The organism is Caulobacter sp. SRI_008 (assembly GCF_057586355.1).
The window spans coordinates 1-15744 of record NZ_JBYCZS010000001.1 but is presented as its reverse complement, the minus strand read 5'-3'; the positions used below and the strand labels follow the sequence as shown (position 1 = coordinate 15744).

General features: G+C 68.3%; 15 protein-coding genes and 1 pseudogene. 13 read left to right on the top strand and 3 right to left on the bottom strand.

Annotated elements, in window-relative coordinates; all coding sequences use genetic code 11:
• The first annotated feature begins 236 nt into the window (after positions 1-236).
• The 12 genes and pseudogenes from ftsQ (at position 237) to AC2YHT_RS00025 (ending at position 12381) form a co-directional block, all read left to right on the top strand.
• Positions 237-1145 (top strand): cell division protein FtsQ, encoded by a 909-nt coding sequence (gene ftsQ / locus AC2YHT_RS00080; RefSeq protein WP_487287595.1) that lies wholly within the window; start codon positions 237-239, stop codon positions 1143-1145.
• A gap of 33 nt (positions 1146-1178) precedes the next feature.
• Positions 1179-2504 (top strand): cell division protein FtsA, encoded by a 1326-nt coding sequence (ftsA, locus tag AC2YHT_RS00075; protein ID WP_487287594.1) that lies wholly within the window; start codon positions 1179-1181, stop codon positions 2502-2504.
• 431 nt (positions 2505-2935) lie between these two features.
• Complete coding sequence (gene ftsZ, locus AC2YHT_RS00070; protein ID WP_487287593.1) at positions 2936-4480, top strand: cell division protein FtsZ; 1545 nt, start codon at positions 2936-2938, stop codon at positions 4478-4480.
• Positions 4481-4781: 301 nt separating this feature from the next.
• Positions 4782-5252, top strand: a complete 471-nt coding sequence (locus AC2YHT_RS00065; protein WP_487287592.1) for an Lrp/AsnC family transcriptional regulator — start codon at positions 4782-4784, stop codon at positions 5250-5252.
• Positions 5253-5544: 292 nt separating this feature from the next.
• Complete coding sequence (gene hisC, locus AC2YHT_RS00060) at positions 5545-6660, top strand: histidinol-phosphate transaminase (RefSeq protein WP_487287591.1); 1116 nt, start codon at positions 5545-5547, stop codon at positions 6658-6660.
• Between the two features lie 29 nt (positions 6661-6689).
• Entirely contained in the window at positions 6690-7751 is a 1062-nt protein-coding gene (gene hppD / locus AC2YHT_RS00055) for a 4-hydroxyphenylpyruvate dioxygenase (protein WP_487287590.1), read from the top strand.
• A 13-nt stretch (positions 7752-7764) separates the two neighbouring features.
• A pseudogene (locus AC2YHT_RS00050) lies at positions 7765-7831 on the top strand (hypothetical protein); the annotation flags it as partial.
• A gap of 60 nt (positions 7832-7891) precedes the next feature.
• On the top strand, positions 7892-9169 hold the full coding sequence (gene hmgA, locus AC2YHT_RS00045) for a homogentisate 1,2-dioxygenase (protein WP_487287589.1): 1278 nt from the start codon (positions 7892-7894) through the stop codon (positions 9167-9169).
• Positions 9170-9194: 25 nt separating this feature from the next.
• The gene (locus AC2YHT_RS00040) at positions 9195-10199 is read left to right on the top strand and encodes a fumarylacetoacetate hydrolase family protein (protein ID WP_487287588.1); all 1005 of its coding nucleotides are present in this window, start codon (positions 9195-9197) and stop codon (positions 10197-10199) included.
• Positions 10196-10570 carry a Rieske (2Fe-2S) protein gene (locus tag AC2YHT_RS00035; protein WP_487287587.1) on the top strand — a complete coding sequence of 125 codons (375 nt, stop codon included), beginning with the start codon at positions 10196-10198 and terminating at the stop codon, positions 10568-10570. The genes AC2YHT_RS00040 and AC2YHT_RS00035 overlap by 4 nt, the downstream gene beginning before the upstream one ends.
• Positions 10571-10643: 73 nt before the next feature.
• Positions 10644-11633: a hypothetical protein gene (locus AC2YHT_RS00030; protein WP_487287586.1), complete on the top strand. Its 990-nt coding sequence runs from the start codon at positions 10644-10646 to the stop codon at positions 11631-11633.
• A gap of 181 nt (positions 11634-11814) precedes the next feature.
• Positions 11815-12381, top strand: a complete 567-nt coding sequence (locus tag AC2YHT_RS00025) for a GNAT family N-acetyltransferase (protein WP_487287585.1) — start codon at positions 11815-11817, stop codon at positions 12379-12381.
• A gap of 9 nt (positions 12382-12390) precedes the next feature.
• Here AC2YHT_RS00025 and AC2YHT_RS00020 read toward each other — a convergent pair whose 3' ends face one another.
• The 3 genes from AC2YHT_RS00020 to AC2YHT_RS00010 all read right to left on the bottom strand — a co-directional run bounded on the left by AC2YHT_RS00020 (position 12391) and on the right by AC2YHT_RS00010 (position 14642).
• Positions 12391-13029, bottom strand: a complete 639-nt coding sequence (locus AC2YHT_RS00020; RefSeq protein ID WP_487287584.1) for a hypothetical protein — start codon at positions 13027-13029, stop codon at positions 12391-12393.
• Between the two features lie 128 nt (positions 13030-13157).
• Positions 13158-13979, bottom strand: coding sequence for a flagellin (locus AC2YHT_RS00015; protein ID WP_487287583.1), 822 nt, complete (start codon positions 13977-13979; stop codon positions 13158-13160).
• Positions 13980-14297: 318 nt separating this feature from the next.
• On the bottom strand, positions 14298-14642 hold the full coding sequence (locus AC2YHT_RS00010) for a hypothetical protein (RefSeq protein WP_110118093.1): 345 nt from the start codon (positions 14640-14642) through the stop codon (positions 14298-14300).
• A 75-nt stretch (positions 14643-14717) separates the two neighbouring features.
• On the opposite strand from AC2YHT_RS00010, the gene AC2YHT_RS00005 reads away from it, so the two are divergent.
• On the top strand, positions 14718-15695 hold the full coding sequence (locus AC2YHT_RS00005) for a helix-turn-helix transcriptional regulator (RefSeq protein ID WP_487287582.1): 978 nt from the start codon (positions 14718-14720) through the stop codon (positions 15693-15695).
• Positions 15696-15744: the final 49 nt, after the last annotated feature.

Genomic DNA, 15744 nt, shown 5'->3' with positions numbered 1-15744 from the left:
ACCCTGGCGCCGCAAGGGCGCGGCAGGGTTAACGACCGTGCCGAAATGGCGCACGTCTTGGTTGCCGGACCGTAATACGGCGGCCCCTTCGTTATGACGACATTAACGACCTTCGGGCCTTTCTACGCCTCCATAGGCGTTTCGTCCGAACCTGCCCCCGTCGTCGAACGACGGTCGGGTCCGGCGCGGCGCCGAAGGGTTCCTTTTTCTCTAGTGTCTGATGGTGGAGGACGCTTATGCCCGCGGCAGTGCGGGGGGGACCGCGCAAGCCAGCGCGCCCCCGGGCCGAAGCGCCCGCAAGTCCGAACAAGGCTCGCCCGGCTCAGCAACAGCAGCCGGCGGGGAAGCTGCACGCCGCGCGCGGCGGGGTGGGCGTCTCGCCGAGCCTGGCCCTGAGCGTCGCCGGCGGCGCGCTTGCGCTCGCCCTGGTCGTCACCCTGGCCACCGGCCACCGCGCCCAGCGCCTGGGCGAGGCGATGGTGGGCGGCGTCGATAGCGAGTTCGCCAACCTCGGCTTCAAGCTGAAGACCGTCCACGTCACCGGCGCCTCGGCCACCGCCCAGGCCGACATTCTCAAGGCCACCGGCCTCTACCAGGACCAGCCGACGCTGGGCATGGACCTCGTCGACCTCAAGGCCCGTGTCGAGGCCGTGGGCTGGGTGAAGTCGGCCAAGGTGGTCCGCCTGCTGCCCGACACCGTGATGATCGCCGTCGAGGAGCGCCCGGCCCTGGCCGTGTGGCAGCACTCTGGCCGCCTGAAGGTGATCGACGCCGAGGGCCGCATCATCCGCGAGGCCGACGCCGCGCGCTTCCCGCACCTGCCGCTGGTGGTGGGGCAGGGCGCCGACCAGGCCGCGGGAAACATTTTGCCGGCGGTCAACGCCCGGCCGCGCCTGCGCGATCGTCTCGAAGCGCTGGTGCGCGTCGACGACCGCCGCTGGGACCTGCGGCTGAAAGATGGATCCCTGATCCAGCTGCCGGCCATTGACGAAGAATCCGCGTTGATTCAATTGGATCAACTGGACCAGCGGCAACGCATCCTCGATCTCGGCTTCGCGCGCATCGACCTGCGCGATCCCGAGATGGTGGCGATCCGGCCCCGTGACTCCGTGCTGCCCGGGCAGCCGGTGGCCAACGGGGCTTAAGAACAAAAGTGATGGACTGAGGTGACCCTGACCATGTCGCGACTTGAGGACCGGAGACAGGCCCGTGACGGCCTGAAGGCGACGCTCGTGCGTCAGCCCGCGGTCGCGGCCGTGGACCTGGGCGCGTCGAAGGTCACGTGCTTCATCATGAAGGGCGACGGCATTCATCGCGACAACCGCACCCTGACGACCGCCGGGGTCGGCTATGTGCAGTCGCGCGGCGTGCGCGGCGGGGCGATCGTCAATCTGGACGAGGCCGCCCAGGCCATCGCGCAAGCCGTGGAGCGCGCCGAGACCGTGGCCGGCGTCAACGTCCAGGGCGTCAGCGTCTGCACCGCCGGCGGCCAGCTGGCCAGCCACCGCGTCCACACCCAGGTTTCGCTGGGCGCCCGTCCGATCGCCGACGGTGATCTGTCTCGCGCCATCTCGTCGGCCCTGGCCCAGGTTCGCCTGCCGGGCCGCAAGCCCATCCACCTGCTGCCGATCGCCTGGTCGGTGGATGGCCAGAAGGGCATCCGGGATCCCCGCGCCATGTTCGGCCGCGCCCTGGGTCTCGAACTGCTGGTCGTCTCGGTCAACGAGAACATCTTCCACACCCTGGCCCACTGCGTCGAACGGGCCCACCTGTCGTTCGAGGGCGTGGTCGCCGCGCCCTTCGCCTCGGCCCTGGCGGCTCTGGAAGAGGACGAGATGGACCTGGGCGCCGTCTGCATCGACATGGGCGGCGGCTCGACCTCGGTGGCGGTGTTCAACAATGGCGCCCTGTGCCACGTCGACAGCTTGGCCGTCGGCGGCGGGCATGTGACGCAGGACATCGCCCGCGGCCTGCAGACCTCGGTCGCCGGCGCCGAGCGCATCAAGACCCTGCACGGCAGCGCCATCGCCTCGGCCAACGAGGACCGCGAAATGATCGAGGCCCCGCCGCGCGGCGACGATCCGGGCGCTGGCCCCGTCATCGCCCCTCGGAGCCTGCTGAAGGGCATCATCCAGCCGCGCGTCGAAGAGACGCTGGAACTGCTGCGCGAGCGCCTGAAGGCCTCGGGCGCGCCGGTGGAGCCGGGGGCGGGCATCGTCCTGACCGGCGGCGCCAGCCAGCTGGCCGGCGTGCGCGAAGTCGCCGTGCGGGTGTTCGACCGTCCGGTCCGCCTGGGCCGTCCGCGCCGGGTGCCGCACCTGGCCGACGCCGCTTCGGGTCCGGCCTTCTGCGCCGCCGCCGGCGTGCTGCACCGCGCCGCCTTCGGTCCGCGCGAGGTGGTCTCGCCCAAGGCCCTGACCGGCGGCCAGGTGCGCAAGCGCCCGATGGATCCCAACGCCTCGCCGGTGGCCAAGGCCGCCGCCTGGCTGCGCGACAACCTCTAGGCTTTTTTCCCGATCCGGGATTTCGAAGCGCCTCGCCCGAAAGGGCGGGGCGTTTTCGCGCGTGCTATCGGCTCGCGCGAACAAATCACCCGACAGGTGAATTAACCCTGTCGCTTAACTTTCTAAGTGCCTGAAAGGCCGAACAGTGTAGTTTCGCCCCCCCGAATCCAACGGGTTTGGCCGGAAAAAACGGCTCGCGGCGTTCCGTCGCACAGGGGTTTCGGCCCAGCTTGGAAACCAAGGAGTTCCAAGCAATTCCTTTGGATAACTCGCTTTTTTCCCTGTAAGCGGGATCGACCTGCAGCCGACTCAGATTATGGCTTTAACCGCCAGTTAACGATGGTGGTTGTTCTGTTAACCCGATCGTCGAGGCGTTACCGACTTGCGGTCGGTTCATTTGACGAATTCGGCGTAAGGACGCGAGGGTCCCCATGGCTATTTCACTTTCGGCGCCGCGCACCACTGAGCTGAAGCCGCGCATCGTGGTCTTCGGCGTCGGCGGCGCGGGCGGCAACGCCGTAAACAACATGATCGAGGCGGGCCTCGAGGGTGTTGAGTTCGTCGTCGCCAACACGGACGCTCAGCAGCTCCAGTTCGCCAAGACCGACCGTCGCATCCAGCTCGGCGTGCAGGTCACGCAGGGCCTGGGCGCCGGCGCTCACCCCGAAGTGGGCATGAGCGCCGCCGAGGAAAGCTTCCCCGAGATCGGCGAGCACCTGGAAGGCGCTCACATGGTGTTCATCACCGCCGGCATGGGCGGCGGCACCGGCACCGGCGCTGCCCCGATCATCGCCAAGTGCGCCCGCGAACGCGGCATCCTGACCGTCGGCGTGGTGACCAAGCCCTTCCACTTCGAAGGCCGCCACCGGATGCGCCTGGCCGACGCTGGCATCCAGGAGCTGCAACGCTACGTCGACACCCTGATCGTCATTCCGAACCAGAACCTGTTCCGCGTCGCCAACGAACGCACGACCTTCGCCGAAGCCTTCGGCATGGCCGACCAGGTGCTGCACTCGGGCGTCCGTTCGATCACCGACCTGATGGTCCTGCCGGGCCTGATCAACCTCGACTTCGCCGACGTCCGTACGGTCATGACCGAGATGGGCAAGGCGATGATGGGCACCGGCGAGGGCACCGGCGAAGACCGCGCCCTGATGGCTGCTCAGAACGCCATCGCCAACCCGCTGCTCGACGAAGTCTCGCTGAAGGGCGCCAAGGCCGTGCTGGTCAACGTGACCGGCGGCATGGACATGACCCTGCTCGAAGTGGACGAGGCCGCCAACGCGATCTCCGACCAGGTCGACGCGGAAGCCAACATCATCTTCGGCGCGGCCTTCGACCCGTCGCTGGACGGCGTGATCCGCGTGTCGGTGGTCGCCACCGGCATGGACGGCGCCTCGATCCAGCAGATCGAGCCCAAGCCCGTCGCCCGCAACGTCCAGGCTCCGCCGCTGCTCGCCGAGACCTCGCGTCCCGCGCCGCAGCCGGCTCCCGCCCCGATCCCGCAGCCGGTCGCCCAGGCTCCGGCCCAGCCGGAAATCCGCCCGGGTTCGCGCTACGAAGCCCGTCCGATCGAGCGCCCGACCTCGGCCTATCCGGAGCCCGCCTATGAGCCGGCCCCGCAGCCGGTCCAGGCCCAGGCCGACCTCTACGCCCAGCCGGAAGCCGCCTACGAGCCGGAACCGGTCTATGAGCCGGCCCCCGCGCCGCGCGTCACCCGCATCGTCGACCCGATGGTCGCTGAAGCCGATGACGAGCCGCTGTACAGCGATCACTACGAGGATCGCCGTCAGCAGAAGAGCGGCGGCTGGATGAGCCTGTTCGGCGGCGGTCGCCAGCAACGCTACGAGCCGGCCCCGCAGCCCCAGGCGCGCCAGACCAGCTCGGTGCGTCCGCAACTGCAGCCGATCGAGCCCCAGGCCGACGACGGCGAGGATCTGGAGATCCCGTCGTTCCTGCGTCGCCTGGCCAACTGAACACCGAGTTAGTACCAGTAAGCGTAACAGTAAGCGTACCGCGTAAGTCGAAGCGCCCGGGTCCTCTGGCCCGGGCGTTTTGCTTTTTATCCTCCCCCGCTTGCGGGGGAGGGGGACCGCGAAGCGGTGGAGGGGGCGAGACTGGGCGGGGCAGCGGTGGTCGCCCCCTCCGTCACGCTGCGTATCCGCAGCGCGCCACCTCCCCCGTTTCTCGGGGGAGGAGTAGGGCCACCTCCCCCTTCAGGGGGAGGATCTTTGGCGCTAGACCTATCGTGCCAATGATATGCCGTTTCAGGTCACGATGAAGCTTACCCGCACCGACAAGAAGATCCTCGACGTCCTGCAGCGCGACAGCGGGGTCACGAACGTGGAGCTGGCCGAGCGCGTCGGCCTGTCGCCCAGCCCGTGCCTGCGGCGGGTCAAGCAGCTGGAGGCCGCCGGCCTGATCAGCGGCTATGTGGCGGTGCTGGATCGTCGCAAGGCCAGGCTGGACCTGCTGGCCTATGTCGAGGTCGCCGTCGACCGCCACAACGAGACCGCCGCCGAGGCCTTCAAGGAGGCCATCCTGCGCGAGCCGCTGGTGGTCGGCTGCCACGCCATGACCGGCAGCTACGACTACCTGCTGCGGGTGGTGGCCCCTAATCTCGACGCCTATGCCGAGTTCACCATGAAGCGCCTGCTGAAGATGCCGGCGGTCAAGGACATCCAGTCGAGCTTCGTCCTGGAGACGATCAAGGACTCCACGGCCTTGCCGTTGGATTATCTGGACTGAAATCCTTCTCCCCTTGCGGGAGAAGGTGGCGGCCGAAGGCCGACGGATGAGGGGTCTCTCAAACATGAGACGCTCAGCCCGGCCTGACCGCCATACGCAGCTTTGAGGTTTGAGAGACCCCTCACCCGACCCGCTTCGCGGGCCACCCTCTCCCGCAAGGGGAGAGGGATCAGTGAGACTTTCAGGTCATAAAGTGACCCATATGCACTTCATGCCGGTCATAATCGCCACAACGCGTCTCTGCGCCTGACCTATCCTGACGTCCGTATCCCCGACTCCCGGAGCGGCCGTCATGCTGGTTCTCGATCGCAAGCCTCAAGCGCCCCAGACGCCGATGCGCGCCGCCCTCGACGGCGTCGTGGCCTACAAGGCCGGCATGACCCTAGCCGAGGCCGGGCGGCGCACGGGCCTGTCGGACTTCGCCAAGCTGGCCAGCAACGAGAACCTGCTGGGCGCCAGCCCCAGGGTCGCCGACGCGGTGATGGCCGCCGTGGCCGAGCCGCAGATCTATCCGGACCCCTATTGCGAGACCCTGCGCGCGGCCATCGGCCAGCGCCTCTCCGTCTCGTCGAACCGGATCCTCGTTTCGCCGGGCTCCGAGGCCCTGATCGACTACGTGTTCCGCGCCGTGCTGGCGCCGGGCGACGAGATCCTGCTCTCCTCGCCGACCTTCCCGGCCTACGACATCTTCGCCCGCTGCGCCGAGGCCAAGATCGTCGACGTGCCCCGCCTGGCCAATTTCGACCTCGACGTCCCGGCGGTCGCCGCCGCGGCCGCCAAGGGGCCCAAGCTCCTGATCCTCTGCACGCCCAACAACCCGACCGGCAACGCCCTCTCCAAGGAAGCCGTCGAGACGGTGCTGGCCGCCACGCCGAAGACCACCCTGGTGTTCGTCGACGAGGCCTATCGCGAGTATTTCGAGGCCTACGACATGCTGGCCGTGCTCGAGGCCTGGGGCGGTCCGTGGATCGCCGCGCGCACCTTCTCCAAGGCCTATGGCCTAGCCGGCATGCGGGTGGGCTATGGGATCGCTTCGAGCGAAGAGCTGATCGCCTATCTCGACCGCCTGCGCCCGCCGTTCAACGTCACCGCCGTCAGCCAGGCCGCCGCCCTGGCCGCCTGGGACGACCGCGAGCACCTGGCTTCGACCGTCGCCCTGACCCTGTCCGAGCGCGCCCGCGTCGAGGCGGCGCTGGACGAGATGGGCGTCGAATACACCCGCTCGGAGGCCAATTTCGTCTTCCTGCGCACGCCGGCAGGCCCCGAAGCCACCGCCATGCGTTTGTTGCACGAAGGGCTCATCGTCCGCCCGACGCCCGTCAAGGGCGGCTGGGTGCGCATCACCATCGGCCGGCCGGCCGACAACGACCGCCTGATCGCCGGCCTGCCGGCCGCGCTGGTCCCGTAAGAAACATCACGAGCCTTAGGGAGGCCCGCATGCCCGTCACGTCCGAAAATCCCCTCGGCCTCAACGGCTTCGAGTTCGTCGAATTCACCAGCCCCGATCCGGCGGCGATGAAGGCGATCATCGAGCAACTGGGCTTCGTGCCCGCCGCCACCCATCCGACCAAGGCCGTGACCCGCTACAAGCAGGGCCGCATCAACCTTCTGGTCAACGAGGAGGCCGCCGGCCAGGTCGCCGACTTCCGTGAAGCCCACGGCCCGTCGGCCAACGGCATGGCCTTCCGCGTCGACGACGCAGAGCAGGCCTTCGCCGACGCCCTGAAGCGCGGCGCCAAGGCCGCCGACGCCGGCCGCTCGGTGCTGGGCGACGGCGCCAAGGTGCTGGAGGGCATCGGCGGCAGCTTGCTCTATCTGGTCGAAGGCGAGGGCTCGATCTATGACGCCTGGACGCCCGTTCCCGGCGCGGCCGAGGCCGAAGCGGCCAATTCGGTGGGTCTCGACCTGCTCGACCACCTGACCCACAACGTCAAGCGCGGCCAGATGCGCACCTGGTCGACCTTCTACAACCAGGTCTTCGGCTTCGAGGAGCAGAAGTACTTCGACATCAAGGGTCAGGCCACGGGCCTGTTCAGCCAGGCGATGATCGCGCCCGACAAGGCCATCCGCATCCCGCTGAACGAAAGCCAGGACGACAAGAGCCAGATCGAGGAGTTCATCCGCCAGTACAACGGCGAGGGCATCCAGCACCTGGCCCTGACCACGGCGGACATCTACGGCACGGTCGAGAAGCTGCGCGCCCGGGGCGTGAAGCTGCAGGACACCATCGAGACCTATTACGAGCTGGTCGACAAGCGCGTGCCCGGCCACGGCGAGGACCTGGAGCGCCTGCGCAAGAACCGCATCCTGATCGACGGCGCCGTCGGCGACGAGGGCCTGCTGCTGCAGATCTTCACCGAGAACCTGTTCGGCCCGATCTTCTTCGAGATCATCCAGCGCAAGGGCAACGAGGGCTTCGGCAATGGCAACTTCCAGGCCCTGTTCGAGAGCATCGAGCTCGACCAGATCCGCCGGGGCGTGATCACGGTCGACGCGTAAAAATATCTTTCGTCATCCCGGCCGAAGCGTAGCGTAGAGCCGGGACCCAGGAGCGGCGCGCACCGCCCCTGGGTCCCGGATAAGCCCTGCGGGCTTTCCGGGATGACGGGAAAAGTGCTGGCAAAGGCACGGGAAAACGCATGGACCTCCGCTACCAGACCGGCTTCGGCGCTCACTTCGCCACCGAGGCCGTGGTCGGCGCCCTGCCAGTGGGGCAGAACTCGCCGCAGCATGTTCCGTTCGGCCTCTATGCCGAGCAGCTCTCCGGCACGGCCTTCACCGCGCCCCGGCACGAGAACCGCAGGAGCTGGCTCTACCGCCTGCGGCCCAGCGCCGGGCACGGACCTTACAAGCCCTACGCCCAGCCGCGCCTGACCAGCGCCTTCGACGGCCCCGTCACGCCCAACCGCCTGCGCTGGGACCCGATCGAGATCCCCGTCGAGTCCACCGACTTCGTCGACGGCCTGGTCACCCTGGCCGGCAACGGCGATGTCGCCGCCCAGGCCGGCATGGGCGTTCACCTCTATCTGGCCAACGTCTCGATGAAGGACCGGGTGTTCTACGACGCCGACGGCGAGCTGCTGATCGTGCCGCAGCAGGGCGTGCTGAGGCTGGTCACCGAGATGGGCGTGCTGAAGGTCGGCCCCGGCCAGATCGCGGTGATCCCGCGCGGCGTGCGCTTCCGGGTCGAGCTTTCCGGACCCTCGCGCGGCTATGTCTGCGAGAACTACGGCGCGGCCCTGCGCCTGCCGGAGCTGGGGCCGATCGGCTCCAACGGCCTGGCCAATCCGCGCGACTTCGAGACCCCGGTGGCCGCCTTCGAGGACGTCGATGCGCCCACCCAGGTGATCCAGAAGTTCCAGGGGTCGCTGTGGGCCGCCGACTGGGACCACAGCCCGTTGGACGTGGTGGCCTGGCACGGCAACCTCGCGCCCTATCGCTATGACCTGGCGCGGTTCAACACCATCAACACGGTCAGCTACGACCACCCCGACCCGTCGATCTTCACGGTGCTGACCTCGCCCAGCGACACGCCGGGGACGGCCAATGTCGACTTCGTGATCTTCCCGCCGCGCTGGATGGTGGCCGAGCACACCTTCCGCCCGCCCTGGTTCCACCGCAACGTGATGAGCGAGTTCATGGGGCTGGTGCACGGCGCCTACGACGCCAAGGAGGGCGGTTTCGCTCCCGGCGGGGCGAGCTTGCACAATTGCATGAGCGATCACGGCCCCGACGTGGCCAGCCATCGCAAGGCCACCGACGCCGAACTGGGGCCTCACAAGATCGACAACACCCTGGCCTTCATGTTCGAGAGCCGCTGGGTGATCGCGCCGACGAAGTTCGCGCTGGAGCATCACGCGCTTCAGGCCGACTATGACGCGTGCTGGGATGGGTTCCCCAAGGCCCGCCTGCCGTAACCAGAACAATGAGAGGAAGCGCCGAATGAAGCTCGCGTCTCTGAAGGGCGGCCGCGACGGCCGGCTGGTCGTGGTGTCGAACGACGTCGCCTGGTGCACCGACGCCGGGACGATCGCGCCGACGCTGCAGGCCGCGCTCGACGACTGGGAACGCTGCGAGCCGCTGTTGCGCGGGCTGGCCGAGAGCCTGGAGCACGGCGGCGTGCCCAAGGACCGCTTCCACGAACACGACGCGCTGAGCCCCCTGCCGCGCGCCTTCCAGTGGCTGGACGGCAGCGCCTACGTCAATCACGTGCAGCTGGTGCGCCAGGCCCGTGGGGCCGAGATGCCCGACAGCTTCTGGAGCGATCCCCTGATGTACCAGGGCGCGTCGGACGGCTTCCTGGCCCCCCGCGACACCATCCCGCTGGCCGACGCGGCCTGGGGCTGCGACCTGGAGGGCGAGATCGCCGTGATCGTCGGCGACGTGCCGCTGGGCGCCAGCCGCGAGGAGGCCCTGGCGGCCATCCGCCTGGTGATGCTGTGCAACGACGTCAGCTTGCGCAACCTGATCCCGGCCGAGCTCGGCAAGGGCTTCGGCTTCGTGCAGTCCAAGCCGGCCAGCGCCTTCTCGCCGGTGGCGGTGAGCCCCGACGCCCTGCCGGGCTGGAGCGACGGCAAGCTGTCGGGCGCGCTGCTGATCGAGCTGAACGGCAAGGATTTCGGCACGGCCGACGCCGGCGTCGACATGACCTTCGACTTCGGAACCCTGGTGGCCCACGCGGCCAAGACCCGCGCCCTGAGCGCCGGCACGATCGTCGGCTCGGGCACGGTTTCCAACCGCGACGCCGACGGCGGTCCGGGCAAGCCGATCGCCGAGGGCGGTCTCGGCTACTCCTGCCTGGCCGAGCTGCGCACCGTCGAGACCATCCTGCATGGCGCGGCCAAGACGCCGTTCCTGCTGGGCGACGACACCGTGCGCATCGAGATGAAGGACGCCAAGGGCCACACGATCTTCGGCGCCATCGAGCAGCAGGTCGAGCGGGTTTGACAGAAGAGGTCGCAACCGTCGGAAGGGTCTGGTCGACGCCGGCCGGGGTAAATCTCGGCCCGCTCGACCTGATCGCCGACGGGGCGGCCCGCAACTACGTCCTGCAGATCGGAGCCAACCGCTTCCACGGCTTCGTGGTGCGGCGGGGCGAGGCGGCGTTCGGCTATGTCGACCGCTGCCCGCACGCCGGCCTGCCGCTGGCCCAGACGCTGGACCAGTACCTGACCCCCGACGGGGGCATGATCGCCTGCTCCTGGCACGGGGCGGTATTTTCGATCGAGGACGGCGCCTGCCTCGGCGGCCCCTGCGCCGGCGCCCGCCTGACGCCCTGGCCGGTGCGGGTGGACGGCGGGCGCCTGCTGACCGCGTAAATTCCAGAAAGACAAGTCTGGATTGATTTGCCCAGTCGCGGGTGGTTTCTTGGCCCGCGATCGGGAGACGAGCATGGGCGGACTTTCGGGGATTGTCGATGATCTCGAAGGCGTGGCGCTCGAGGCGGTGCAGAACCAGCCGCCCGTGGTCTCGGCCCGAATCCTGGCCTTCCTGACCAAGGTCGCCCATGTCGTCGACCAGGCCTATCGCGACGTCCTGGCCCTGCTGATCGACGTGAAATACGTCGGCGACGACGCGCTGTCGGCCGGCGAGATCCGCGACTTCCAGCGCCGGGCCGAACAGATCCTGGAAATCAGCCACTATCGCGACGCCGAGGAGATCTGCAGCCGCCTGCGGACGCTCAAGGACGTCTACGAAAACGAATTGCAGGCCATGGTCGGCCCGGGAGACAGCGGCCAGTGGGCCGGCCTGTTCAACCTGATCAACGACCGTGAAAGCCGGATCGTCATGATGATCCGCGACGAGCTCTGGCGACTGTCGCAGACCCTGGACACGGTGAAGGGTCCGGCCGACCTGGAGGCGCTGCGCGAGATCGCCGGCGAGGCGGCCCGGCAGATCAAGCGCGACCTGTCCGACCTCACCACCTTCACCAACCGCATCCTGGGCCTCAGCGGCCGGGCGGGACTGGTCGAGATGCTGAGGGACGGGCGGCCGCAGTCGATGGTGGTCAGGGAGATTTCGGTCATGGTCGATCAGAGACAGCAGCATACCTATTCGACGGGCGACAACTCGGTCCTGGTGGGGGCGGGGGCGAGCACCGGCGACATCCATATCCAGCAAGGCGCGGGTCTCGACCTGGCGGCCCTGGCGCAGGATCTCAATAAACTGCGCGCGGAAATGAAGGCCCAGGCGGCCGGGACGGCGGAGGAGGACGTGGCGATCGGCGCGGTGGCGACCGCCCAGGCCGCGGCCCAGCAGGGCGACGAGAAGGGCGCGCTGAAAGCTTTGAAGGGCGCGGGGAAGTGGGCCTTGAGCGTGGCCGAGAAGGTGGCCGTGCCGATCGCCGTGGCCGCGCTGAAGCCGCTGCTCGGCGTGCCCTGAGGGCCTTCGCCCAAAAGAAAAGCCGCCCTCCAGGAGAAGAAGGCGGCCAAGTCATTGGGAGGAAACGCCCAGAAGGGCTGAGACCTCTATAGCCGTTTCCTGACGTCGTGACAACGTTGTCATGAACTTTTTCGGAAAAATGTTTTCGGGTCGGCCGTCGCGCCGCGGGGGAGGGGCGTCTATGTCGGACGACATGACCAGCCTGACGCTTCGCCTCGCCACGCCCGAGGACATCCCCGCCCTGACCGTGCTGATGAACGCGGCGATCGCCGAGCTGCTGACGCCGTTCCTGCCGCCAGAGGGCGTGGCGGCGTCTTTCGAGGTGATGGGCCTGGACAGCCAGCTGATCGCCGACGGCACCTATTTCGTGGTTCAGGACGGGGAGGCGATCGCCGGCTGCGGCGGCTGGAGCCGGCGGGCCACCCTGTTCGGCGGCGACCACTCGGCCGGGCGCGACGCGGCCATGCTGGACCCGGCGCGCGACGCGGCGCGGGTGCGGGCGATGTACACCCATCCCGACCACACCCGGAAGGGCGTCGGCCGGATGATCCTGGCGGCCTGCGAGCAGGCGGCGGCGGGCGAGGGCTTCTCCCGCGCCGAGATGGCCGCGACCATGGGCGGCGTGCCGCTCTACGAGGCCTGCGGCTACACGCTGATCGAGCCCTTCACGGCCCCGACCTCCAAGGGCTACGACGTGCCGCTGGCGCGTATGGGCAAGGCGCTGGAGCCCGCGCCGGCGCGCGGCTAGGGGCTGGCGTCAGGCGGTCGCGGCCGGCTTCCTGAGGGCGGCGCTGAGCCCGACGAGCACGGCGATGAACGCCGTCGTCAAGGCGCCGAAGGCCTGTGCCTGGGCGACCGGCAGGCCTCCCGCGAGCGCGATCGCGAGGTTCGAGGTGATCAGGCATGCCGCCGATCCCAGGCCCCAGGCGGCGAAGGCGACGATCCGGCGCGATCCCCGGGGCGTCTTTCCAACGAAACCGTAGGCGAGGGCGATGATCAGGCCCGAGATCGCGCCGTTGGTCAGGGCGAAGCGCAGGATGGGCTGGGCGACGCCGAGGGGACCCATCGTGCCCAGGGTGGCGAACAGCGCAAAGGAAAGAGCGGCGATCACAAGGGCGGAGCCGAGGCCGACGGCCAGGGTCCTGCGCGCTAGGGGGCGGCGTTCGGGGGCATCGTTCCAGGCGTGGAGAGCGAGCGCGGCCAGCAGCGCGCCGCCGACAACGAGATAGAGCGCAACAAGCGCGAACTGCGGCCAGAACGGCCAGTCCGGATTGAAGTTGCCGTAGTCGATCTGGGGCGAACCGACATAGGGAGCCTTGTCGACGAAGCGGCTGACCATGAGGGCGCCGAAGGCGATGAAGAGCCCGCAGCACGCGCGTCGCGTCAGACCGATCAACCTGTCCATGCTTCCCCCTGACCTGCGCAGCTTAGGCGAGATCGTGGAGAGCGCCAGAGGCGGCGACGCCCACGAAAAAGGGGCGGGCCTTTCGGCCCGCCCCTCGTAGTCGCGGTCGTCGGTTCCGCTTAGCGGAACAGGCTCAGGATCGAGCTCGACGACTGGTTGGCGATAGAGAGCGCCTGGATGCCCAGCTGCTGCTTGGTCTGCAGAGCTTGGAGCTTGGCGCTTTCCTTGGCCAGGTCGGCGTCGACCAGGTTGCCCACACCGGCGTCGAGGCTGTCTTGCAGCTTGCCGACGAAGGTCAGGTGGGTGTCGAGGCCCGTCGAGCTGGTGCCCAGCGAGGCCAGCTTGTTGGTGGCCGTCTGCAGGGCGGTGTCGATGGTCGAGATCATCGTCTTGGCCGCGGCCGCGTCGGTGAACGACGTACCGGCGCTGAGGCCGATGCCGGCCAGCGACAGGGTCTTGGAGTTCACCGTGATGCCCGAACCGTCCGAGTTGGCCAGGTAGGTCAGCTTGGCGGTCTTGCCGTCGATGATGCTGGCGCCGTTGAACTTGGCGTTGCTGACGGCCTTGGTGATCTGGTCGCGCAGCGAGTTGAAGTCCGACTTCAGGGCGTTGAACGAAGCGGTGTTCAGCGAGGTGTCGGAAGCGGCCAGGGCCTTTTCCTTCATCTTGCCCAGGAGGTCGGTGACGGTGTCGCCGGCGGCCAGGGCGACGTCGATGGTGGACTGGCCGCGTTGCAGCGAGTCCTTCACGGCGTTGATCGACGAGGCGGTGGCCGACTGGTTCTTGGCGGTCGCCCAGATGGCGCCGTTGTCCTTGGCGCTACCGATCTTCTTGCCGGTGTTGATGCGCTGTTGAGTGATCTGAAGGTCGCTGTTGGTCGAGTTCAGATTTTGCAGGGCGATCATCGCGCCCGAGTTCGTGTTCACGCTGTTCAGCGCCATAACGAAGACTCCTTCTTGAGGTGTCCGGCGTCATTTTGACCCCGGAGGGCGTTTTGCCCTCCTGCAATATTTCGTAATCTCGTTATCATTGAGTGAAAATGTCGCGGTTACCGGCGCGTTCATTGTAAGCTTCTGTTAACTTAGATTGACGCAGCCGCGCGACTGAATCGCCAGGCCTTGAAGCCTGAGTCCTGGAGACTCTTGGCGACCCGCGACTAGACTCTGGAAACTTGGCGAAGGGCGCGAAGCCCAAGTGTCGGGCCGGGCTCGCGCGCGCGAAGATTCAAGCTCTCTTGGCGCTCGCGGCGGGCGCTAGAGTCACGCGCAGAGACGGGCCGGTTCCAGCGCCGGCTCTTCGGTCTCGAACAGGTCGAAGGCCTCTTCCCAGGCCGCCAGCCTCGTCTCGCGCAGGGCCGCGTCGTCGACCACCCGCATCAGCTGGTCCTCGCGGTCGTTCCACACCAGGCCCAGGTCCGTGGCCCGCTCGGCGTCGGCGCCCAGCAGCAGGATGACGTCGGCCTTGGCCGCGCGCTCGGGGCTCAGCCGCATCAGGGTGCGGCCCGCGCCCATGTCGCGGTGGATGTCGGCGAAGGCCAGCACGGCCGAGATCATCGCGGCGCTGACCGGGCGAACGTGCCAGGGCTGGCAGGCGAGGCGGCTCATGTCGGTTTCTCCGAACGAATTGCGATGACTCCTTTTCCACGTGCGTTGCGTCAAAAACGGTCGTAATGAACCGGGATGAGACATGAGAAGGCGACGAAGCTGCTCGACCTGGCCCGCCGGCTGGCCAGTTCCTCCGAAGGGTTGACGCTCGACGAGATGGCCCAGGCCATGGAGGTGGGCCGGCGCACGGCCGAGCGCATGCGCGACGCGGTCTGGGCGGCCTTCCCGCAGATGGAGTCGATCGAGGACCCGCCGACCCGCCGCTTCCGCATCCCCTCGGGCCTGGACAGCCTGTTCCAGACCCCGACCGCCGAGGAACTGGCGGCCCTGCGCACGGCCGCGGACTCCAACCAGACGGCCGGCGCCCACGGCCGGGCGGCGGCGCTGTACGCCCTGGAGGGCAAGCTGCTGTCGGCGCTGAAGGGCTCGGCCCGCCGGCGCGTGGCGCCCGACGTCGAGGCCCTGGTCCAGGCCGAGACCATTGCGGTCCACGCCGGCCCGCGTCCGCACGAGGACCAGAACGTACTGGCGCAGATCCGCTCGGCGGTGAAGGGACTGACGGCCCTGTCGTTCCGCTATGACGGCGGCAGCCAGCCGGGGCGCACCCGCACGGTGACGCCGCTGGGCATCCTGTTCGGCCGCAGCAACTACCTGGTCTCGCTGGAGGGAAGCAGCCCCCGGCCGCGCACCTTCCGCCTCGACCGGATGAGCGACGTCCAGGCGCTGGACAAGCCGGCCTCGCCGCCGGCCGACTTCTCGCTGCAGGCCTTCGCCGACGAGAGCTTCGGCATCTATCACGGCGACATCGAGGACGTGGTCCTGCGCATCAAGCCCGAACGGGCGGAAGACGCCCTGCGCTGGCGCTTCCACTCCAACCAGGTGGTGGAGCAAGGGGCGGACGGCGTGGTGACCGTCAGCTTCCGGGCCAGCGGCATGCTGGAACTGGCCTGGCACCTCTTCACCTGGGGCGACGCGGTCGAGATCGTCTCGCCCGAGGACCTGAAGACGATCATGGTCAGGGAGCTGGAGAAGGCGCTGGCGGCGCATCGGTAGTTTGATCCCTCTCCCCTTGCGGGAGAGGGTGGCCTCGCGGAGCGAGGTC

Excerpts from the sequence above, each read along its gene's own strand:
- hisC (WP_487287591.1), top strand. The coding sequence starts at position 5,545 with ATGCTGGTTCTCGATCGCAAGCCTCAAGCGCCCCAGACGCCGATGCGC.
- AC2YHT_RS00005 (WP_487287582.1), top strand. The coding sequence starts at position 14,718 with ATGAGACATGAGAAGGCGACGAAGCTGCTCGACCTGGCCCGCCGGCTG.
- ftsQ (WP_487287595.1), top strand. The coding sequence starts at position 237 with ATGCCCGCGGCAGTGCGGGGGGGACCGCGCAAGCCAGCGCGCCCCCGG.
- hppD (WP_487287590.1), top strand. The coding sequence starts at position 6,690 with ATGCCCGTCACGTCCGAAAATCCCCTCGGCCTCAACGGCTTCGAGTTC.
- hmgA (WP_487287589.1), top strand. The coding sequence starts at position 7,892 with ATGGACCTCCGCTACCAGACCGGCTTCGGCGCTCACTTCGCCACCGAG.
- AC2YHT_RS00010 (WP_110118093.1), bottom strand. The coding sequence starts at position 14,642 with ATGAGCCGCCTCGCCTGCCAGCCCTGGCACGTTCGCCCGGTCAGCGCC.
- ftsA (WP_487287594.1), top strand. The coding sequence starts at position 1,179 with ATGTCGCGACTTGAGGACCGGAGACAGGCCCGTGACGGCCTGAAGGCG.
- AC2YHT_RS00065 (WP_487287592.1), top strand. The coding sequence starts at position 4,782 with ATGAAGCTTACCCGCACCGACAAGAAGATCCTCGACGTCCTGCAGCGC.
- AC2YHT_RS00015 (WP_487287583.1), bottom strand. The coding sequence starts at position 13,979 with ATGGCGCTGAACAGCGTGAACACGAACTCGGGCGCGATGATCGCCCTG.
- ftsZ (WP_487287593.1), top strand. The coding sequence starts at position 2,936 with ATGGCTATTTCACTTTCGGCGCCGCGCACCACTGAGCTGAAGCCGCGC.
- AC2YHT_RS00040 (WP_487287588.1), top strand. The coding sequence starts at position 9,195 with ATGAAGCTCGCGTCTCTGAAGGGCGGCCGCGACGGCCGGCTGGTCGTG.
- AC2YHT_RS00030 (WP_487287586.1), top strand. The coding sequence starts at position 10,644 with ATGGGCGGACTTTCGGGGATTGTCGATGATCTCGAAGGCGTGGCGCTC.
- AC2YHT_RS00025 (WP_487287585.1), top strand. The coding sequence starts at position 11,815 with ATGTCGGACGACATGACCAGCCTGACGCTTCGCCTCGCCACGCCCGAG.